A 19,973-nucleotide genomic window follows, 5' to 3' on the forward strand; every position below is an offset into this window, starting at 1 on the left:
GGCGGACCTCTGCGGAAAGCACAGCCTGGCTGTGCACACGCAGCATTGCTCAATTTGTGCGGTGGGCCGTGACATCGGCGAACCGCGCCGCTACCTTTCGCCCCCGTTCCGGGACCGACGCAAGACAGTTCGTATGCATAACACGCGAGCGTGCACACGCGAACGCGTGCGCGCGGTATCCCGGGGAACGTGATGGCCGGTGAAGGAGCTGGAACGAGGATGGCGTCGAATATTTCCGAGGATCTGCGTTCCGGGGCGCTCATCTATCATCGCCTGCCAAGGCCCGGGAAGCTGGAGATCCAGGCCACCAAGCCGCTCGGCAACCAGCGCGACCTGGCGCTGGCCTATTCTCCCGGCGTCGCCGCGGCCTGCGAGGCCATCGCCGCCGATCCGCTCCAGGCGGCGGAGCTGACCATCCGTTCCAACCTCGTCGGCGTGGTCTCCAACGGCACCGCGGTGCTGGGCCTCGGCGCCATCGGCCCCCTCGCCGGCAAACCGGTGATGGAGGGCAAGGCGGTCCTGTTCAAGAAGTTCTCCGGCATCGACGTGTTCGACATCGAGATCGACGCGCTGACGGTGGAGCGCATGGTGGATGTCATCTCCGCGCTGGAGCCCACCTTCGGCGGCATCAACCTTGAGGATATCAAGGCCCCCGAGTGCTTCGAGGTGGAACGCCAGCTGCGCGAGCGCATGAAGATCCCGGTGTTCCACGACGACCAGCATGGCACCGCCATCATCGTCGGCGCCGCCGTGCGCAACGCCATGGAAGTGGGCAACCGCAAGATCGGTGACCTGAAGATCGTCGCCTCCGGCGCCGGCGCCGCGGCGCTGGCCTCCCTCAACCTGCTGGTGAAGCTGGGCGCCAAGAAAGAGAACATCTGGGTCTGCGACATCGAGGGCGTGGTCTACGAGGGCCGCAACACCCTCATGGACCCCTACAAGGAGAAGTTCGCCCAGAAGACCGAGAAGCGCACCCTCGACGAGGTCATCGAGGGCGCCCACATCTTCCTCGGCCTGTCCGCCGGCGGTGTGCTGAAGCCGGAGATGGTGAAGAAGATGGCGGCGAACCCGCTCATCCTGGCGCTGGCCAACCCCACCCCGGAAATCATGCCCGAGCTCGCCCGCGAGGCGCGGCCCGACGCCATGATCTGCACCGGCCGGTCGGACTTCCCGAACCAGGTCAACAACGTCCTGTGCTTCCCCTACATCTTCCGCGGCGCGCTGGATGTCGGCGCCACCGACATCAATGACGAGATGAAGATGGCCGCCGTCGAGGCCATCGCCGCACTGGCGCGCGAGACCCCGTCCGACGTGGTGGCCCGCGCCTATGGCGGCGAGACCCGCATGTTCGGCGCCGATTCGCTCATTCCCTCGCCGTTCGATCCGCGCCTGATCCTGCGCATCGCGCCAGCGGTGGCGAAGGCGGCCATGGAGACCGGCATCGCCACCCGCCCCATCGCCGATTTCGACCATTACCTCGCGGTGCTGGACGATTTCGTGTTCCGCTCCGGCTTCATCATGCGCCCGCTGTTCGCCCGCGCGAAGCTGGACATGAAGCGCGTGATCTTCGCCGAGGGCGAGGACGAGCGCGTGCTGCGCGCGGTCCAGGCGGTGGTGGAGGAGGGCATCGCCCGCCCGATCCTGGTGGCCCGCCCCAATGTGGTGGACTCGCGCATCAAGCGGTTCGGCCTCGCCATCAAGGCCGGCGTCGATTTCGAGCTCATCAATCCCGAGGACGATCCGCGCTATCGCGATTATGTGCGCGACTATATCGAGGTGAGTGGCCGTCGCGGCGTGACGCCGGATGCGGCCCGCACCCTGGTGCGCACCCATCCCACCGTCATCGCCGCGCTGGCGGTGCGGCGCGGCGAGGCGGACGCCATGCTGTGCGGCATCGAGGGCCGCTTCACCCGCCACCTGCGGCAGGTGCGGGACATCATCGGCCGCGCCCCGGGGGTGAAGGAACTGGCGGCGCTGTCGCTGCTGATCACGCCCAAGGGCAATTTCTTCATCTGCGACACCCAGATCCAGACCGAGCCCACGGCCCCGGACCTGGCCGAGATGACGGTGCTGGCAGCGGCCCACGTGCGCCGCTTCGGCCTGGAGCCGCGCATCGCCCTGCTGTCCCACTCCAACTTCGGCAGCCATGAGACGTTGTCGGCCAAGCGCGTGCGCGCCGCCCTCGACATCCTGCGCGAGCGGGCGCCCGACCTGCAGGTCGATGGCGAGATGCAGGCCGATGCCGCTTTGGTGGAGGACATCCGCAAGCGCGCGCTGCCGCATTCGCGGCTGAACGGCGTCGCCAACGTGCTGGTGATGCCCGACCTCGACGCTGCCGACATCGCCTACAACATGCTGAAGGTGCTGGGTGATTCCCTGCCTGTGGGGCCCATCCTGATGGGCACCGACAAGCCCGCCCACATCCTGAGCCCGTCCATCACCGCGCGCGGCATCGTCAACATGACGGCGGTGGCGGTGGTGGAGGCGCAGACCGGTCCCTGATCGGTCGCCGCGTCCGGCTGTGTCCAGGGCGCCGGTGCCGGGGAAACCCGGCGCCGGCGTTTTTGTGCGCACGCCTGGGCGAGCGGTGCGTCGGCGACGCCCTGGTGCTGGGGCGGGGTCAAGCCTGGGTCCGTGGGCTCGGGGCCGTGGGTGCTCTGTCAAGCCTGCGCGGTGCTTGAGCGGAGAGCGTTCGTGCCGGTGGACGGCGCCGGCCGCCGCTCTCAGATCAGCGGGATCTCGTAGAGCAGGTAAGGGTCGGGTGCGTACCATGCGGGCGGACAGCGGCGCAGCAGCAGCCCGCCGTTGGCCTCGATCACCCGCCGGGAGCCGATATTGTCCTCCACGCAGCTCAGCCGGACGATGCCGAGGCCCATGCCCCGGCAGATGTCGAGGGCGAGCGCCAGCAGGCGCGTGCCATGCCCCTGGCGCCGGCGGCCGGGGCGCACCGCATAGCCCACATGTCCGCCGAAATGGGCGAGGGCGGGGGTGTCGATCCGGCAGCGGATGTTCACCGCGCCGATGAAGTCGCGGTCCTCCACCAGCCAGAAGGTGTTGGAGGGCACGCCAGACAGCGCCGGCGCGCCGGGCATGGGCACCTGCCCGTCCTCGTCGAGGCGGCGCAGGTAATCGGAAAAGTGGCTGTCCACGAAGGCGATGACATCGGCCTCCAGCGGCGCGCGCGCGGCCCACACGAAGCCTTCGCGCAGGGCCTCCACATAGCTGGCCCGGAACAGGCCGTGCGGACGCACGAGGATGCCGCCTGCGGTCATTCCGGCCCCTCCCGTCCCTCAGCCCTGCCAGCGGCGCGGGCGGTAGAAGGTATGCACGCCGATGCGGTCGAGCTTGTTCATCTCCCGCACCCAGCTCGGATGCACCCAATAGGCGTGGTAGTGGGTGGCGCGGCCGACGCTGTCGAGCCACAGCTTGCCGTCGAGCATGTCGGCGGCGATCTCCTTGGCCTGCACCCACATGTCCGGCTCGCGGATGACGTCCTTCACATTGTCGCAGGCGAAGGTGAACTGGCAGGCCAGGTGCCGGTGGGCGTTCTGATAGACGGTGCCGCAGACGTCGGCGGGATAATAGCCGGAGAACACACGGTTGACGATCACCTGGGCGACCGCGATCTGGCCCCGCTTCGGCTCGCCCCGGCTCTCGAAATAGATGGCCTCCGCCAGGCATTTCTGGGCGCGGGCCAAGGTCGTTCCGTCCAGGTTCAGGCGCTGGGCCGGAGAGGGCCAGATGCCGTCGCGCTCCGGGCTCTGCTCCTCGGCCACGGCGGGGGCGAGCGCCGGCGCCGGCGCCGGCGGCTGCAACGGCTGGGGCACGAAGCCCTGGTCGGCCAGGGCGTGGTATTCGAAGGCCAGGGGCGGGAACTGGCGCGGATCGCGGCCGAACACGGTGGTGTCGTCGTGGCGCAGGATCGGCGCCGCCGCCTCGCCGGGTGACACTTCGGCCAGGGCATTGTTGAGCGGGTCCGCCTCCGGCACGGTTTCCGGCTCGGCCGGCAATTCCACGTCGGCGGCTTCCATGCCGTCGAAATCGGTGCCGAAACTGGTGGAGGCCGCGAGCCCGGCGCCGTCGTCCTGGATCACCGGCAGCTCCAGCAGCAGGTCCAGGGCCAGTTCCAGGTGCGGGCTGGCGGGCATCGGCTCCACCGCCGGCTCCGGCGCGTCGGGATCGGCGAGGATGGCGGACGGTGCCGGCGGGGAGATGGGCTGCGGCTCGGCGAGCACCAGCGGCGGGGGGTATTGGAAATCGCGATCGGGGGTGATGGCGGCGACCACGCGGACCGGCTCCGGCGCCGGCGCGACGGGCAGCGCGGGCCCGTCGGGCATGGCGCCGATGGGCCTCGGCAGATCGAGGGTGGCGACCTTCAGGCGGCGCATGGGGGCAGAGAGGGGCGCCGACAGCAGGGTCGTGGCGCCGGGGCTTCCGGCCAGGCCCGCGTCGCCGGCCGCCAGCGGCACGGACAGGGGGCCGAGCACGCCAACGGCGACGATGAGCGGCAGCCCGTGCCGCCACACCTGCGAAGTAGCCATGGTCCCGCCCTCGCCCGCTTACGCACCACACACGCCGGCTGTGACCCGCCGGCGACAGGCAAGAGCATTGGCCGATTACCCTTGATCGGAGGTTAACCGTATCGCCAATTCCGCCTCGCGGGCAAACGGCGTGCCGGCGGCGACGGCCAGCGCGCGGGCGCGGGCGAGGCCATGGGTGCCGAACCGCACCTTGATCGCCTCCTCCACCCATTTGTCTTCCTGGACGGCGCGCTGGGCCGCGCGGCGACCGCCTTCCGCCAGGAAGGCGGCATGCGCACCGACCGCCGCGTCGAAGCCTTCCAGCCCTTCCCCCGAGGCGGCGGACAGGCGGATGACGGGCACCTTCCAATCGTCCGCGCCACCGGACAGGGACAGCGCCCCGGCCACCTCGGAGGCGGCCCGGCGCGACACCTCCACCATGTCGGCCTTGGTGACGACGATGATGTCGGGCAGCTCCATCACGCCTGCCTTCATGAACTGAAGGCTGTCGCCCGAGGCCGGCTGGATGCACAGCACCACGGTGTCGGCCACCAGCGAGATGTCGGCCTCCGACTGGCCGACGCCCACCGTCTCCACGATCACGAGGTCGTAGACCGCGCGCAGCAGCACCACGGCGGCGATGGCGTCGTCGGACAGGCCGCCGAGCCGGTCGCGCGCGGCCATGGAGCGCACGAACACGCCGCGATCCTCGGGGTCGGTCTGGATGCGGGCGCGGTCGCCCAGCAGCGCCCCGCGGGTGCGGCGCGAGGACGGGTCCACCGCCAGCACCGCCACCGTCTGCCCGGCGGCGCGGGCGCGGTGCACCAGGGCGTTGGTGAGGGTGGACTTGCCGACGCCGGGCGGGCCCGTGAGGCCGAGGACATGGGCCTTGGCGGCCTTGGCGGCGGCATCGAGCAGGGTCACGAGGTCCGGCTGGCCGCGCCGGGTCTCCACGGCGGCCAGCGCCTGGGCGACGGCCTTTTTGCCGCCGCCGCGCAGCGCGTCGAGGTCGGTGAGGTTGGACAAGGGGCGCAGCATCCGCAGAATCGAGGGCAAGGAACGCCCGCCATCACAGCAGCTTTGCCGGCCGGCGGCCAGGGGGAGCGGGGCAGGCCTGGGGCCCGCGGCCGAAACGGGAAAAGGCGCCGGCGAATGCCGGCGCCTTCCCATTGATCGGAACCGTGCGGGGGAACGGAACCGATCAACAGTCTGAATTCAGGTCACTCGCAATGGGAGCGCGACACGCGCACCACCTCGCCGTCCGGGTTCTGCAGGTAGCACCGTCCGTCGCGCCCCCACACATAGAAGGCCTCGGGCCGGTCCGACTGGGCGCCGATGAGGGCACCGGTGGTGCCGCCGATGAGGGCGCCCGCCGCCACGCCGCCGGCGCGCCCGGTCACCGCGCCGCCGATCAGCGCCCCGGTGGCGCCGCCGATGAGGGCACCGGCCGCGGCGTTGCTCTGGGCCCGCGCCGGGGCGGGGCCCGCGAGGGCGAGGCAGGTGGTGACGAGGGCGGCCAGTCCGGCACGGATGAACATGGTGTTTTCCCTGTCGCCCCGGTGGCTTGGCCATCCGTGGCGTGATGACGAGATGGGGTTTAGCAAGCTCAACATGAACGGCAGATGAGCGGAACGGTTGGCAAAGGTGCAGCTTCGGACCGCTCCGCCACCGCCCTCCCCGCACGGCGCGCCCGTCAGGCGCGGCATGGGCATGAGGGCGCGCGGGGCGGCGTCAATGGACTTGCGTTGCCGGGTGGGTCCGGTGCAGGGTTTGCGCCTTCATTTCGAGGACGTCGCATTCATGAGCGAGACAAACCCCTTCGGCGGGCGCATCACCCACCTCACCCCGGCCGACGTGAAGGCCGGCCTGGCGGATGGCTCCATTCTCCTGGTGGATGTGCGCGAGCCGAACGAGATCCAGGCCGAGCGCATTCCCGGCGCGGTGAACGTGCCGCTCAGCCGGTTCGCGGTGGAGCCACTGCCGGACCCGGCCGGCAAGCGCCTCGTGTTCTCCTGCCGCTCGGGCCAGCGCTCGCAGCAGGCGTCCGCCGCCGCGCAGCGGGCGGGCCTGCCGTTCGAGGAGCATATGCAAGGCGGCATCCTGGCCTGGAAGGCCGCTGGATTCGACATCGAGCGCGGCTGAGCGCGCTCGGCCCGTCCGCGCGCCCCGGGGCCGCTGGGGCCGGGGCGCGAAATCGCCCTGGTGCCTGGTGCCTGGTGCCTGGTGCTTGGTGCTTGGTGCTTGGGGCGGTGGCCGCGCGCCGGCGCGTCGGCCCGGGGGCGCGGCCGCTCATCTGCGCGCGGGGCCATCGTCACGCTTGAAGGTTTTGTGTCTTCGCGCTTGGATGGCGGCATGTGCAATTTCACATCAGGAGCATCATGCCGGTAACCACGTCCGGTCAACCTCTCGATGCCGCGGCGCCTGGCGCCCCGGTGGACGAGGTCGCGGCCTATCTGAACGCCTTCGGCACCCCCGATGTGGTGGAGGTTCTCCTGCCGGACACGTCCGGTGTGTTCCGGGGCAAGTGGCTTCCGGGAACCTCCATCGGCAAGGTGTGGAAGGATGGGGTCGCGATCCCTCTGTCCATCTTCGGCCTCGACGTGTGGGGCTGCGAGGTGGAGTCCACCGAGATCCATCTTGAGACCGGCGACAAGGACGGCCTGTGCTGGCCGGTTCCGGGCACGCTGAAGCCGGTGCCCTGGGCCTCCCGGCCCACCGCCCAGGTGCTCATCACCATGCACGAGCCGGATGGCTCGGCCCGTGGCGCTCCCTGGCGGCTGGATCCGCGCCAGCAGCTCGCCAAGATCGTGTCGCGTTTCGAAGCTCTGGGGCTCACCCCCTGCGTCGCCTTCGAGCTGGAATTCTACCTGCTGCGGCCCGGCGCCCCCGGCGAGGCGCCGCAGCCGGTGTTTCCGGCAACCGGGCAGGCGCGGCAGAACATGTACGCCATGTCGGACCTCGATGCCTTTTCCGAGGTGCTGCACGAGATCCGCGAAGCCTGCCGGCTCCAGGGCCTGCCGGCGGATACGGTGATCTCGGAAGCGGCGCCCGGCCAGTTCGAGGTCAATCTTTACCACCGGGTCGATCCCATGGCGGCCGCCGACGACGCCCTATTGCTGCGGCGCCTGATCGACGGCGTGGCCCGGCGCCATGGCCTGCGCGCCACCTTCATGGCCAAGCCGCTGGCCGATTTCGCCGGCAACGGCATGCATGTGCACATTTCCCTGGTGGACACGGGCGGCGGCAATTTCTTCGCCCGGCCGGAGGGGGGCGAGGCGGCGCTGCGCCATGCGGCGGGCGGCATGCTGGCCGGCATGCTCGATTCGACGCTGTTGTTCGTGCCGAGCTACAACGGCTACCGGCGCCTGGTGCCGGGCAGCTACGCGCCGGTGTCGGTGACCTGGGGCTATGACAATCGCTCGGTGGCGGTGCGCGTGCCCAATGGCCCGCCGCAGGCCAAGCGGCTGGAGCACCGCATCGCCGGGGCGGAGGCCCATCCCCATCTGGTGCTGGCGGCCATCCTGGCGGGCATCCTGGAGGGGCTGGAACACAAGATCGAGCCGCCGCCGCCGCTGGTGGGCAATGCCTATGACCGCGACGCGCCGAAGCTGAGCCCGTCCATGGCCGACGCGGTGTCGCGTTTCGCATCTTCGCCTTTTATCGCCAAGGCGTTCGGTGAGGATTTCCGAAGGGTGTACGCAGTCATGAAGGCCGAAGAAATGGCAGCCTTTACGCGCGTCATCCTTCCATTGGAGTATGAAACCTATCTATGAGAGCAAAGGAGCCTGAGAAGTCGCGTGCTTTTAGGCTCCTTTCCTTGTCCATGCCGGGGCGCCATGGCAGCAATGGGCCCTCCAATGCTTTTACCGGGAGATCTTAACTTTTCCGGTTGAGCGCCACGGCCCAACGCAATAGCCTTCGGGAGCGGGCGGGAGAGACAATCCCGTCGTCTCTCAGAGGAGAAAAGCGGATGAGTCGCGCTTTCAAGGCGGCCGTTCTGGGTGTGGCGCTCGGTTTGGCGCTTGGCGCCGGCGTGGCGCCGTCGGGGCCGGCGTTGGCCCAGGAGAAGGTGGTCAACGTCTTCAACTGGTCCGATTATATCGACCCCACCGTGCTCGAGGATTTCACCAAGGAAACCGGCATCAAGGTCCGCTACGACGTGTTCGACAGCAACGAGGTCCTGGAGACCAAGCTGCTTGCCGGCAAGACCGGCTACGACGTGGTGGTGCCCTCGGGCTCGTTCCTGCAGCGGCAGATCAAGGCGGGCATCTTCCTGCCCCTCGACAAGTCCAAGATCCCGAACCTGCAATATGCCTGGCCCGAGGTGACCGACCGCCTCGCGGTGTACGATCCCGGCAACGCCCATGCCGTCAACTACATGTGGGGCACCACCGGCATCGGCTACAATGTCGACAAGGTGAAGGAACGGCTCGGCGACATCCCGCTGAACACCTGGGACATCGTGTTCAAGCCGGAGATCCTCTCCAAGGTGAAGGACTGCGGCGTCTACATGCTGGACGGCCCGGAGGAGGTCATCCCCTCCGCCATGAAGTATCTCGGCCTCAATCCGGATTCCAAGAACCCGGAGGATATCGCCAAGGCCGGCGAGCTTCTCATGAAGATCCGCCCCTATATCAAGAAGTTCGATTCCTCGGGCTATATCAACGCCCTGGCCCGTGGCGACATCTGTCTGGCCGTAGGCTGGTCGGGCGACGTGTTCCAGGCCAAGACGCGGGCCGAGGAAGCCGCCAAGAAGACCAAGAAGGCGCCGGTGAACGTGGGCTACCAGATCCCCAAGGAAGGGGCGCTGATGTGGTTCGACAACTTCGCCATCCCGAAGGATGCCAAGCATGTGGATGAGGCGCTGACCTTCATCAACTACATGATGCGCCCGGAGGTGGCGGCGAAGAATTCGAACTACATCTCCTACGCCAACGGCAATCTGGAGTCGCAGAAGTATATCGACAAGGCGATCCTGGACAATCCGGCCATCTTCCCGGACAAGGAGACCTTCTCGCGCCTGTTCATCGTGACCACCAACGAGCCGGCGGTTCAGCGCGTGATCACCAAGACCTGGAACACCTTCAAGCGCGGCAAGTGAGCTGCAGCAGGCGATGCGCCGCCGGTGACGTGCGGCGTCCAGGTCCGTTCGCCATCGACCCTTCCGGCATCCGCCGGGAGGGTTTTCCATGCGCGGGTCACGCGCGGGCAGGCGCCCTTGCGGGGCCGCGGCTCGCGGTCAGATCCGTCCCTTCAGCTTGAACGGCGCCATGCCCTCGCGGGCGAGTTCGTCGGCGCGCTCGTTCTCGGGGTGGCCGGCGTGGCCCTTCACCCAGTGCCACTGCACCTCGTGGCGCTTCAGCGCCTCGTCGAGCCGCTCCCACAGGTCCTGGTTCTTCACCGGCTTCTTGTCGGCGGTGCGCCAGCCGTTGCGCTTCCAGCCATGCACCCATTTGGTGATGCCGTCCTTGAGGTATTGGCTGTCGGTGTTGAGCTCCACCACGCAGGGCTCCTTCAGCGCCTCCAGCGCGCTGATGGCGGCCATCATTTCCATGCGGTTGTTGGTGGTGAGCGCCTCGCCGCCGTTCAGCGTCCTCTCATGGGCGCCGAAGCGCAAAAGGGCGCCCCATCCGCCGGGGCCCGGATTGCCGGAGCAGGCCCCGTCGGTGAAAATCGCAACTGTCTTCTTCATGCGGTGAGGCCGTAATCCTCGGCGCCCGCCACCTGCTGGTGGAAGCGCAGCTTCTTGAGATATTCCAGGGGGTCCTTGGGCTTGACCAGGGCCCCGGGCGGCACGTTCAGCCAGTCCACCAGGCGGGTGAGCAGGAACCGCAGCGCCGCGCCACGGGCGAGCTGCGGCAGGGCCGCCACCTCCACCGCGCTCAGCGGGCGCAGCTGCGCATAGCCCGAAAGCAGCGCCCGCCCCTTGGTGACGTTGTAGGAGCCGTCCGGCTCGAAGCACCAGGCGTTGAGGCAGATGGCCACGTCATAGGCGAAGGCGTCGGTGCAGGCGAAGTAGAAGTCGATGATGCCGGACAGCTTTTCATCGAGGAAGAAGGCATTGTCCGGGAACAGGTCGGCGTGGATGATGCCAGACGGCAGCCCCTTCGGCCAGTCGCCCTCCAGCGCCGCGAGCGCGGCGGTGATGGCGGCGGTGAGGCCGGGCGCCACGGTGTCGGCGGCGCCGTGGGCGGCGTCGAGCAGGGGGCGCCAGCCGGCCACCGACAGCGCATTGGCGCGTTCCATGGTGAAGTCGGCGCCGGCCAGATGGAGCTGGGCGAGACCCTGGCCCAGCTCGGCGCAATGGTGGGCGGTGGGCCGCCGCACCGAGACGCCGGGCAGGAAGGTGACCATGGCTGCCGGCCGGCCCGCGAGCTCGCCGAGCACCGTGCCGTCGCGCCGCGCCACCGGCTGCGGGCAGGAGAGGCCGCGCGCCGCCAGATGCTGCATCAGGCCGACGAAGAAGGGCAGGTCGCCCCGCGCCACCCGCTTCTCGTACAAGGTGAGGATGAAGGTGCCGCCGGTGGTCTGCACCAGGAAGTTGGAGTTTTCCACCCCCTCGGCGATGCCGTGGAAGGAGGTGAGGGTTCCGATGTCGTAACGGGCGATGAAATCGGCCATCTCGGCGGCCGAAACCTCGGTGTAGACGGCCACGAGCTACTCCGCCGCATCCGGCCGCAAGGCGCGCGGCAGGGGAAAGAACACATCTTCCTCGCTAGCGGTAACGGTGTCCACCGTCACCGAAAAGCGGGCCGCGAAGGCGTCGATGATCTCCTCCACCAGCACCTCGGGGGCGGAGGCGCCGGCGGTGACGCCGAGCCGGACGATGCCGTCGAACAGGGACCAGTCGATGTCGGCCGCCCGCTGCAGCAGCACCGCGCGGGCGCAGCCGGCGCGCTCGGCGGCCTCCCGCAGCCGCTGGGAGTTGGAGGAGTTGGGCGCTCCCACCACGATCAGCGCGTCCACCTGGGGCGCCACCTGCTTCACCGCCTCCTGGCGGTTGGTGGTGGCGTAGCAGATGTCCTCCTTGTACGGCTCGGCCAGCGCCGGGAAGCGCGCACGCAGGATCGCCACCATGCCGGCGGTATCATCCACCGAGAGCGTGGTCTGGGTGACATAGGCGAGGGCTGCGCCCTCCGGCGGGGCCACGGCATGGGCGTCCTGCGCCGTCTCCACCAGGGTGATGGCGCCCTCGGGCAGCTGGCCCATGGTGCCGACGACCTCGGGATGGCCCCGGTGGCCGATGAGCAGGATGTGGCGGCCCTTGCGGTGGTGCACCTCGGCTTCCCGATGCACCTTGGTGACCAGGGGGCAGGTGGCGTCGATGGCGAACAGGTTGCGGCCGGCGGCGGCGGCCGGCACGCTCTTGGGCACGCCATGGGCGGAGAAGATCACCGGCGCGCCGGTGTCCGGCACGTCATCCAGCTCCTCCACGAAGACGGCGCCTTTGCGCCGCAGCGCCTCCACCACATATTTGTTGTGCACGATCTCGTGACGCACATAGACCGGGGCGCCGAAGCGGCGCAGCGCCTCTTCCACGGCGTCGATGGCCCGCACCACGCCGGCGCAGAAGCCGCGCGGGGCGCAGAGCAGGATGGCGAGCGGCGGCCTCCCGGCGGGCGTCGGGGGCGTCTCGTCCGGAAGGGCGGGGGCGGCGTCCATGGCCGTGGGATCCGGGTGGGGCATCCGGGGAGAAGGAAGCGCCGCGCGCCGCCTGTCAAGCGCGCCGTGGCGTCGGCGCTCGCCCGGCGCCTCTTTTCCGGGCGTGGATATTTGCAAGTCGCGGCGCGGGCGATTATGTTGGGCGCATCCTGGACATTGCGAAGTGTTTCGCGGTCAGCCCCCCGGGAAAGGGGGCGCGCAGGCGAACCCGTGCATGTCCGTCCGCGTCAGCCGCGCCGCCCTCGCCGTGGCGCGGGACGCGCCGCGAGAAGAAAACGCCGAACCCCAAGCCTCAGAGGCCGCCATGTCGACGAATACACCATTGATGCCCAAGGCCACCGCCGTCTGGCTGGTGGACAATACGGCACTCTCGTTCGAGCAGATCGGCGATTTCTGCAAGCTGCACCCGCTGGAGGTGAAGGGCATCGCCGACGGCGAGGTGGCGCAGGGCATCAAGGGCCTCGACCCCATCTCCACCGGCCAGCTCTCCCGCGAGGCCATCACCATCGCCGAGCGGGACCCGAACCGCCGCCTGAAGCTCCAGGAGTCCAAGGTCCGCCTGCCGGAGCAGAAGAAGCGCCGGGGCCCGCGCTACACTCCGGTGTCGCGGCGCCACGACCGGCCGAACGCGATCCTGTGGCTGCTGCGCAACCATCCGGAGCTGAAGGATGCGCAGATCATCCGCCTGGTCGGCACCACCAAGTCCACCATCCAGGCCATCAAGGACCGCAGCCACTGGAACGCGGCCCAGCTCTCGCCCATGGACCCGGTGACCCTGGGCCTGTGCAGCCAGATCGACCTCGACCTGGAGGTGCAGCGCGCCGCCAAGGACCGCCCGGCGGCCCTGGCCCAGGAGGATCGCGGCGCCACCCTGCTGCCGGCCGACGTCACCACCGCCCAGGAGGAGGCGGACGAGCGCGGGCGCGGACGCGGCCCCCTGGACCTGGAGACGGTGTTCGCCAAGCTCGGCGGTTCCAAGAAGAGCGAGGAAGAACACGAGGATTGAGGCCCGCCCCTCCGGCACCGCGCCGGCCGGCGCGGCTCAGGCGCCGGCGAAGTCGGTGAAGATGAGGTCCGGCGCGCTCGGCGCCGGCCTGGCCGGCGTCAGCCGGCCCGCCCACAGGAGCGTGACATCGCTGGCGCCGGTGAAGGCCATCACCGGCGCTTCGCCGAACAGCTGGCTGGCATCGGAACGCCAGGCGATGCGGGCGATGTCGGCCTCGCCTTCCGTGGCGTAGCTGGCCCGCAGCGCCGCGAACGGCGCCGCTATCGCATCCGTGAATTCCGCCTCCAGCGCGATCGCCTCGGCATCGAGGCCGGTCAAGCGCACGCGGGCGCTGCCGCCATCGGCAAAGCGCAGGGTGAAGGCGCGGGCCTGGGGCGCGAAGCCCACTTCCTTCAGCTTCACCAGCAGCCGCTCTTCCTGCGCCACCGGGCCGATCAGCACCGCGGCGCCGAAGGCGGTGCTCGCGAGCGGTGGCGGCGGCAGCGGCCGCAGGCGCCAGGAGCCGTCCGCCAGGAACAGCTCGATCACCGTGGCGCCGCGATCCTCCGCCTTCAGCCACAGCTCCACCTTGTCCAGGCCCGGGGTCGCCACCTCGCCCACCCGGAACGGCACCGCCGCGCGGCGCCAGAAATCGGGCAGCGCATAGCCCACCACCGCCAGCTCCGGTGTCTCGTAGAGGGTGGTGCGCCGTGTGGCCGGCTCGCTCTTGGCCAGCTCGCTCTTGGCCGGCTCGCTCCTGGCCGTGCCGGCGGGCGCGGGCTGCGGGGGGCAGCCGAGATAGGCCGGCACCGCGCGATCGGCAACCATGGCATGCACATAGGCCGGGTGGCGCGCGGCCACGCGGAACCGGCGCACCGCTGGCGACACCAGGGTCAGGGCGACGTTTTCCGGCCCGTTGCAGCCGGGCGCCACGCTTTGGTTGCGCACGCCGACGCCGAGCGGCGCGCCGGCGGGCGTGGCCGGCTGGGCCAGGGCCAGGCCGGCCAGGCCGCGCGGCGCGGCGACCGGGGCCAGGGTGGCGACGGTTGCCGCCAGCAGGGTGCGCAGCCCGGCGCGGCGCGACAAGGAAAAGGTCTGGGACGGCATGGGCGATCCGCGGTGACGGGAGGGATGCACTTACATAGCGCAAATCATCCGCTTCAGAACCGTGAGACCTCTCGCAATCCCGCCGCATCGATCCCATATGATCGAAGTTCCGCAGCGGAAGTCCGGGCGTGGCCGTGGGTCGCGCCGGCCCGGCTGGGCGGCGAGGGGAGGGAATTACGTGCGTATCAGGCCGGTTCTGGCGATGGCGGCGGTGATCGCCGCCTTGAGCGTGATGGTGACGGACGTGGCGGAGGCCCGTCGCGGCATGACCGCGGGCAACCGGGGCACGCGCACCATGAGCGCGCCGCCGCCCACCACGACCGCTCCCAATACGGCGCCGCTGCAGCGCTCGACCACGCCGCAGGCGGCCCCCAATCCCGGCGCGGCCGCCACACGCCCGCAGCCGCCGCGCTCCTCCTTCTTCGGGTCGGGGCTGGCCGGCGGGTTGATGCGCGGCCTGCTCATCGGCGGCCTGATCGGCCTGCTGATGGGGCAGGGTCTGGGCGGGTTGGCCGGGCTGATGGGCCTGCTGCTGCAGGGCGCGCTGGTGGCCCTGGTGGTGTTCCTGGTGCTGCGCTTCCTGCGCCGCCGCCAGCCGGCGTCCGCCGGGGTCCATGGCCGGGTCGCCGCTGCGGGGGCAGGCGCGGGGGCGGGTGCCGGCGGATGGCCGGGCGCGGTCCCCGGCATGGCCGGCGGTCCCACCGCCGGCGCCCAGCCGGCGGCGGCGCGGCGTGGCCCGGTGGACGAGATTGGCGTGACGCCTGCGGATCTCGACAGCTTCGAGCGGCTGCTCGGAGAGGTGGAGGCCGCGTTCGGCCGCGAGGACGAGGGCGCGCTGCGGGCGCGCACCACGCCCGAGGTGTTCGAGGCCATGACGGCGGAGCTGAAGGCCAATGCCGCGCGGGGCGTGCGCAACGTGGTGTCGGACGTGAAGCTGCTCCAGGGCGACATCGCCGAATCCTGGCGCGAGGATGGGCGGGAGTATGCGACTGTCGCCATGCGCTACGAAAGCCGCGACGTGGTGGTGGATCGTGCCAGCGGGCGGTTCCTGTCGGGTGACCGCGACCGGCCGGGCCAGAGCACGGAGCTTTGGACGTTCCTGCGCGAGCCCGGCGGTTCCTGGCGTCTCGCGGCCATGCAGCCGGTCTGAGCGGGCTGGTCCCATCGCCGCCGCGACGCGCGGAGGGGAGGAGTGCGCGCCGGCGGGGGCTTCCCGTGGCCGGCGCGCCGTGGTCTAAACCGGGGGCGCGCAGCGGCCCAGGGCCGGGGCGCCTGTCCGCATCCCCTGTCCGCATCCCCTGTCCGCATCCCCTGGCCGATGCCCAGCCGCGAGCTCCGTCTCAAGCGATGCCTCACGCCCTGCTTCCCGTTTCCGCTTCTCCCACGTCCGGCCTCGCCGGTCTGGCGCCCGGGCAAGGCGTCATCAGCGTGCGCGGCCTGTCGAAGGTCTATGCCACTGGCCACAGCGCCCTGAAGAACATCTCCCTGGAGATCGTTCCCGGCGAGATCTTCGCCCTGCTGGGCCCCAACGGCGCCGGCAAGACCACGCTCATCTCCATCATCTGCGGCTTGGTGACTGCCAGCTCCGGCGAGGTGAGCGTGGCCGGTCACTCCATCGTCGACGATTATCGCGCCGCCCGCGCCCGCATCGGCCTGGTGCCGCAGGAGCTGGCCACCGATTCGTTCGAGACGGTGCGGGCCGCCGTGGCCTTCTCGCGCGGGCTGTTCGGCAAGGCGCCGAATCCAGCCTACATCGAGCAGGTGCTGAAGAGCCTGTCGTTGTGGGAGAAGCGCGACGCCAGGATCATGACGCTGTCCGGCGGCATGAAGCGGCGGCTCCTGATCGCCAAGGCGCTGTCCCACGAGCCTGAGGTGCTGTTCCTGGATGAGCCCACGGCCGGTGTGGACGTGGAGCTGCGGCGCGACATGTGGCGCCTGGTGCGGGGGCTCAAGGACAAGGGCACCACCATCATCCTCACCACCCATTATATCGACGAGGCCGAGGAGATGGCCGACCGGGTGGGGGTCATCAACCGGGGCGAGATCATCCTGGTGGAGGAGAAGGCGACGCTCATGCGCAAGCTCGGGCGCAAGCGGCTCATCGTCGAGCTGGCCGAGCCGCTCGCCGCCTTGCCGGCGGCGCTGGCGCCCTATGAGCTGGCCCTGTCCGGCGACGGCCGCCTCCTCACATATAGCTATGGCGCGGACCAGCAGGGGCAGGGGCACGCCATCGCCCGCCTGCTGGCGGATCTGGCTGCCGCCGGCGTCGCCTTCGACGACCTGCGCACCGAGCAGAGTTCCCTGGAAGACATCTTCGTCAGCCTCGTGAGGCCGCAGTCGTGAACCTTCAAGCCGTCCGCGCTATCTACGGGTTCGAAATGGCGCGCACCAAGCGCACCCTGCTGCAGAGCATCGTGTCGCCGGTGATCTCCACCTCGCTCTATTTCGTGGTGTTCGGCTCCGCCATCGGCGCGCGCATGGAGCAGGTGGAGCATGTGCCCTATGGCGCCTTCATCGTGCCCGGTCTGCTGATGCTGACCCTGCTCACCCAGTCCATCTCCAACGCCTCGTTCGCCATCTATTTCCCGCGCTTCACCGGCACCATCTACGAGGTGCTGTCGGCGCCGGTCTCGCCGTTCGAGATCGTCGCCGGCTATGTGGGGGCGGCGGCGACGAAATCGGTGTTGCTCGGCCTCATCATCCTGGCCACGGCCTCCCTGTTCGTGCCGCTGGAGATTCGCCATCCGGTGTGGATGCTCGGCTTCCTGGTGCTGACGGCGGTCACCTTCTCGCTGTTCGGCTTCATCATCGGCATCTGGGCCGATGGCTTCGAGCGCCTGCAGCTCATTCCGCTGCTGGTGGTGACGCCGCTCACCTTCCTGGGCGGCACCTTCTATTCGCTGGACATGCTGCCGCCGGTCTGGCGCACCGTCACGCTGTTCAACCCGGTGGTCTATCTGGTGTCGGGCTTCCGCTGGAGCTTCTTCGGCATCTCCGACGTGGCGGTGGGCATCAGCTTCGCCATGACGCTGGGTTTCCTGGCGGCATGCCTTGTCATCGTCAGCTGGATGTTCCGCACCGGCTACCGGCTGAAGAGCTGAGCCTTCGACCCGAAAGGACGCGCCCGTGACCGAAGCTTCCGCCCGCCCCGGCTATCAGGCGTTCACCGCCGCTGCGCCGGATGTCTATGCCGGCCTCGCCGCCATCACCAAGGCCGTGGACGCCACCGGCCTCGACAAGGGGCTGACCGAGCTGGTGAAGCTGCGGGCATCGCAGCTCAACGGCTGCGCCTTCTGCCTGGCGTTCCACCTGTCCGTCGCCCGCAAGGCGGGTGTCGCCCAGGCCAAGCTGGACCTGCTCGCGGCCTGGCGCGATTCCGGCCTGTTCTCGGCCCGGGAACGGGCGGCGCTGGCCTTCACCGAGGAATTGACGCATCTCCACGCCGAGGCCGCCTCGGATGAGGCGTGGGCGGCCGTGCGGGCCGAGTTCACGCAAGACGAGGCGCTGTTCCTGACCGTCACCATCGCCACGATCAACGCCTGGAACCGCATCGGCATCGGCCTCAGGTTCGCGCCGCCGGCCTGATCCCGGCCGGGGTTCCCCGTTCCCGATTCTCCGCGAACGGTGAACGGGCCGCCGCGGGCGGCGGACCCGATGGGGCTGGGGCCATTCCCATAGGGCGAGGTGACGCAGGGGTGTGCTTTTGTTGATCGAGGTCAAGCAGCTCCGCCTCGTTGGCCATATATTGAGCGCCTCCAAGAAAGATGGTGTGCCATGCTGAAGCTCGCGATTCTCATCTGGTCTATCCTGGCTGTCGCTTTCGCCGGCACCCTGATCCTCATCGTCCTGGTCGTGACGAGCACGGCGCAGGCGGATGCGCGCGCGATTCCCATCGCCGCCGGGATCGGTGCCCTGCTCGCGATTCCCGCCGCGATTTTCGTCTCCAAGCGCATCCTGGCTCTGAGCAGCCCGGGCCGCTGAAGGCCACGCGACTGATCCCGCCTCCCCACGGCGGCGGGACGATATGCCGTGATTGCATGAAAAAGGCCGGTGAGGCGTGCTCACCGGCCTTTTTCATTCCGCTGCGTCAGATTCATTCCGCCGCGTCAGACAAGGGCGCAGCCGGCGTCCAGCGCAGCACCGGGGCGCGGGCGGCCCGGGTTTCGTCCAGGCGCCGGCGCGGCGCGTAATGGGGGGCGCCGAGGAAGCGCTCGGTGTCGCCCGCCTTGGCCGCGAGGGCGAGGTCGCGCAGCGCCGCGATGAACAGGTCGAGGGACGCCTTCGATTCGCTCTCGGTGGGCTCGATCAGCATGGCCCCGTGAACCACCAGCGGAAAATAGACCGTCATGGGGTGGTACCCCTCGTCGATCAGCGCCTTGGCGACGTCGAGGGTGGTAAGGCCGGTGCCGGCGAGCCAGGCATCGTCGAACAGCGCCTCGTGCATGGCCGGGCGGTCGGCAAACGGCGCGGTGATGAGGTCCTGGAGGCTGGCGCGCACATAATTGGCGGCCAGCACCGCATCCTCGGAGGCCTGGCGCATGCCGTCGGCGCCGTGGGAGAGCATCCAGGCGAAGGCGCGGACGAACATGCCCATCTGGCCATGGAAGGCGCTCATGCGGCCGAGCGCCTGTTCCGCCCCTGCCGCGCCGGCGTCCTCCACCAGGGCGAACGCGCCGTTCCGCTCCACCAGCGCCGGCACCGGAGCGAACGGCGCCAGTGCCGGGGAGAGCACCACCGGCCCGGCGCCGGGACCGCCGCCGCCGTGGGGGGTTGAGAAGGTCTTGTGCAGGTTGATATGCATGGCATCGACGCCGAGGTCGGCCACGCGCACCTTGCCGAGGATGGCGTTGAAGTTGGCGCCATCGCAATAGAAATAGGCGCCCGCCTCGTGCACGGCGGCGGCGATCTCCACCACGTCGCGCTCGAACAGGCCGCAGGTGTTGGGATTGGTGAGCATCAGCGCGGCGACCTCGGGCGTCAGCGCGTCGCGCACCGCCTGCGGGTCAACGGTGCCGTCGGCCCGGGCCGGAATGGCCTTCACCGTATAGCCGATCTGGGCGGCGGTGGCCGGATTGGTGCCGTGGGCGCTCTCCGGCACTAGCACGATGTGGCGGGCGCTGCCGTGGGCCAGGTGGGCGGCCTTGATCGCCATCATGCCCGTCAACTCGCCATGGGCGCCGGCCTTGGGTGGAAGCGCCACCGCCGCCATGCCGGTGAGCGCCAGCAGATAGCGCGCCAGCTCTCCCATCAGCGCCAGCGCCCCCTGGACGGTGGAGGCCGGCTGCAGCGGATGCACGTCGGCGAAGCCCGGCAGGCGCGCCAGCTTCTCGTTGAGCCGCGGATTGTGCTTCATGGTGCACGAGCCGAGCGGGAACAGGCCGCTGTCGATGCCATAATTCATGCGCGACAGGCGCACGTAATGGCGCATCGCCTCCGGCTCTGACAGGCCGGGCAGCGCCGGCGGCCTCGCGCGCCCGAGGCCGCCGAGGCGATCGGGGGTGCCCTTGGGCTCCGGCAGGTCGACGCCGGTGACCTCCGCGCGGCCGATCTCAAAGATGAGGCCCTCTTCCAGGTCGAGGGCGCGGTTGCCGGTGAAGGTGTCCGGCGCCGCGGGCAAGGGGGAGGGCAGCGGGGTGGGCAGGGGGGCGACCGGCGCGGTCGCGCCACGGCCTTCGCGGTTCATGACAGGGCTCCGGGAA

General features: G+C 69.8%; 19 protein-coding genes. 10 read left to right on the forward strand and 9 right to left on the reverse strand.

All coding sequences use genetic code 11. The features are described 5' to 3' along the window. Nucleotides 1-219: 219 nt before the first annotated feature. Complete coding sequence (locus V5F53_RS21075; RefSeq protein WP_393995608.1) at nt 220-2,502, forward strand: NADP-dependent malic enzyme; 2,283 nt, start codon at nt 220-222, stop codon at nt 2,500-2,502. A 221-nt stretch (nt 2,503-2,723) separates the two neighbouring features. Here the strand turns inward: V5F53_RS21075 and V5F53_RS21080 are convergent, their stop codons facing one another. From V5F53_RS21080 to V5F53_RS21095, 4 genes are all read right to left on the reverse strand, one after another. Next, nucleotides 2,724-3,272: a GNAT family N-acetyltransferase gene (locus tag V5F53_RS21080; RefSeq protein WP_393995609.1), complete on the reverse strand. Its 549-nt coding sequence runs from the start codon at nt 3,270-3,272 to the stop codon at nt 2,724-2,726. An 18-nt stretch (nt 3,273-3,290) separates the two neighbouring features. After that, nucleotides 3,291-4,541, reverse strand: coding sequence for a cell wall hydrolase (locus V5F53_RS21085; RefSeq protein WP_393995610.1), 1,251 nt, complete (start codon nt 4,539-4,541; stop codon nt 3,291-3,293). Nucleotides 4,542-4,616: 75 nt separating this feature from the next. Then, entirely contained in the window at nt 4,617-5,576 is a 960-nt protein-coding gene (locus V5F53_RS21090) for a GTP-binding protein (RefSeq protein WP_509212711.1), read from the reverse strand. A gap of 164 nt (nt 5,577-5,740) precedes the next feature. Continuing rightward, the gene (locus V5F53_RS21095; RefSeq protein WP_393995612.1) at nt 5,741-6,058 is read right to left on the reverse strand and encodes a YMGG-like glycine zipper-containing protein; all 318 of its coding nucleotides are present in this window, start codon (nt 6,056-6,058) and stop codon (nt 5,741-5,743) included. A 262-nt stretch (nt 6,059-6,320) separates the two neighbouring features. Between V5F53_RS21095 and V5F53_RS21100 the strand changes: the two genes are divergently transcribed. The 3 genes from V5F53_RS21100 to V5F53_RS21110 all read left to right on the forward strand — a co-directional run bounded on the left by V5F53_RS21100 (nt 6,321) and on the right by V5F53_RS21110 (nt 9,621). Further along, on the forward strand, nt 6,321-6,662 hold the full coding sequence (locus V5F53_RS21100; RefSeq protein ID WP_393995613.1) for a rhodanese-like domain-containing protein: 342 nt from the start codon (nt 6,321-6,323) through the stop codon (nt 6,660-6,662). Nucleotides 6,663-6,898: 236 nt separating this feature from the next. Continuing rightward, a complete protein-coding gene (locus V5F53_RS21105) occupies nt 6,899-8,293 on the forward strand; it encodes a glutamine synthetase family protein (RefSeq protein ID WP_393995614.1) in 1,395 nt (464 codons plus the stop codon). A 197-nt stretch (nt 8,294-8,490) separates the two neighbouring features. After that, entirely contained in the window at nt 8,491-9,621 is a 1,131-nt protein-coding gene (locus V5F53_RS21110) for a polyamine ABC transporter substrate-binding protein (RefSeq protein ID WP_393995615.1), read from the forward strand. Between the two features lie 138 nt (nt 9,622-9,759). Here V5F53_RS21110 and rnhA read toward each other — a convergent pair whose 3' ends face one another. From rnhA to ispH, 3 genes are read right to left on the reverse strand one after another with little or no spacing between them, the layout of a single operon-like run. After that, nucleotides 9,760-10,212: a ribonuclease HI gene (gene rnhA / locus V5F53_RS21115; protein WP_393995616.1), complete on the reverse strand. Its 453-nt coding sequence runs from the start codon at nt 10,210-10,212 to the stop codon at nt 9,760-9,762. Further along, entirely contained in the window at nt 10,209-11,174 is a 966-nt protein-coding gene (locus V5F53_RS21120) for a homoserine kinase (RefSeq protein ID WP_393995617.1), read from the reverse strand. Before V5F53_RS21120 ends, rnhA begins: the two co-directional genes overlap by 4 nt. Before the next feature lie 3 nt (nt 11,175-11,177). Continuing rightward, the gene (gene ispH, locus V5F53_RS21125) at nt 11,178-12,182 is read right to left on the reverse strand and encodes a 4-hydroxy-3-methylbut-2-enyl diphosphate reductase (protein ID WP_393995618.1); all 1,005 of its coding nucleotides are present in this window, start codon (nt 12,180-12,182) and stop codon (nt 11,178-11,180) included. Nucleotides 12,183-12,486: 304 nt separating this feature from the next. On the opposite strand from ispH, the gene V5F53_RS21130 reads away from it, so the two are divergent. Next, on the forward strand, nt 12,487-13,188 hold the full coding sequence (locus V5F53_RS21130; protein WP_393995619.1) for a DUF1013 domain-containing protein: 702 nt from the start codon (nt 12,487-12,489) through the stop codon (nt 13,186-13,188). Nucleotides 13,189-13,224: 36 nt separating this feature from the next. Here the strand turns inward: V5F53_RS21130 and V5F53_RS21135 are convergent, their stop codons facing one another. After that, nucleotides 13,225-14,274 (reverse strand): hypothetical protein, encoded by a 1,050-nt coding sequence (locus tag V5F53_RS21135; RefSeq protein WP_393995620.1) that lies wholly within the window; start codon nt 14,272-14,274, stop codon nt 13,225-13,227. A 178-nt stretch (nt 14,275-14,452) separates the two neighbouring features. Here V5F53_RS21135 and V5F53_RS21140 point away from each other — a divergent pair, with 178 nt between their 5' ends. The 5 genes from V5F53_RS21140 (at nt 14,453) to V5F53_RS21160 (ending at nt 18,255) form a co-directional block, all read left to right on the forward strand. Continuing rightward, nucleotides 14,453-15,424 (forward strand): TIM44-like domain-containing protein, encoded by a 972-nt coding sequence (locus V5F53_RS21140; RefSeq protein WP_393995621.1) that lies wholly within the window; start codon nt 14,453-14,455, stop codon nt 15,422-15,424. Between the two features lie 251 nt (nt 15,425-15,675). Then, complete coding sequence (locus V5F53_RS21145) at nt 15,676-16,617, forward strand: ABC transporter ATP-binding protein (protein ID WP_393995942.1); 942 nt, start codon at nt 15,676-15,678, stop codon at nt 16,615-16,617. Next, nucleotides 16,614-17,375: an ABC transporter permease gene (locus V5F53_RS21150; RefSeq protein WP_393995622.1), complete on the forward strand. Its 762-nt coding sequence runs from the start codon at nt 16,614-16,616 to the stop codon at nt 17,373-17,375. The genes V5F53_RS21145 and V5F53_RS21150 overlap by 4 nt, the downstream gene beginning before the upstream one ends. 25 nt (nt 17,376-17,400) lie before the next feature. After that, nucleotides 17,401-17,859, forward strand: a complete 459-nt coding sequence (locus V5F53_RS21155; protein WP_393995623.1) for a carboxymuconolactone decarboxylase family protein — start codon at nt 17,401-17,403, stop codon at nt 17,857-17,859. A 189-nt stretch (nt 17,860-18,048) separates the two neighbouring features. After that, nucleotides 18,049-18,255: a hypothetical protein gene (locus V5F53_RS21160; RefSeq protein ID WP_393995624.1), complete on the forward strand. Its 207-nt coding sequence runs from the start codon at nt 18,049-18,051 to the stop codon at nt 18,253-18,255. Nucleotides 18,256-18,367: 112 nt separating this feature from the next. Here V5F53_RS21160 and gcvPB read toward each other — a convergent pair whose 3' ends face one another. Next, nucleotides 18,368-19,957: an aminomethyl-transferring glycine dehydrogenase subunit GcvPB gene (gene gcvPB, locus V5F53_RS21165; RefSeq protein WP_393995625.1), complete on the reverse strand. Its 1,590-nt coding sequence runs from the start codon at nt 19,955-19,957 to the stop codon at nt 18,368-18,370. Nucleotides 19,958-19,973: the final 16 nt, after the last annotated feature.

It is taken from the genome of Xanthobacter cornucopiae (assembly GCF_043195065.2).
Taxonomy (GTDB): Bacteria; Pseudomonadota; Alphaproteobacteria; order Rhizobiales; family Xanthobacteraceae; genus Xanthobacter.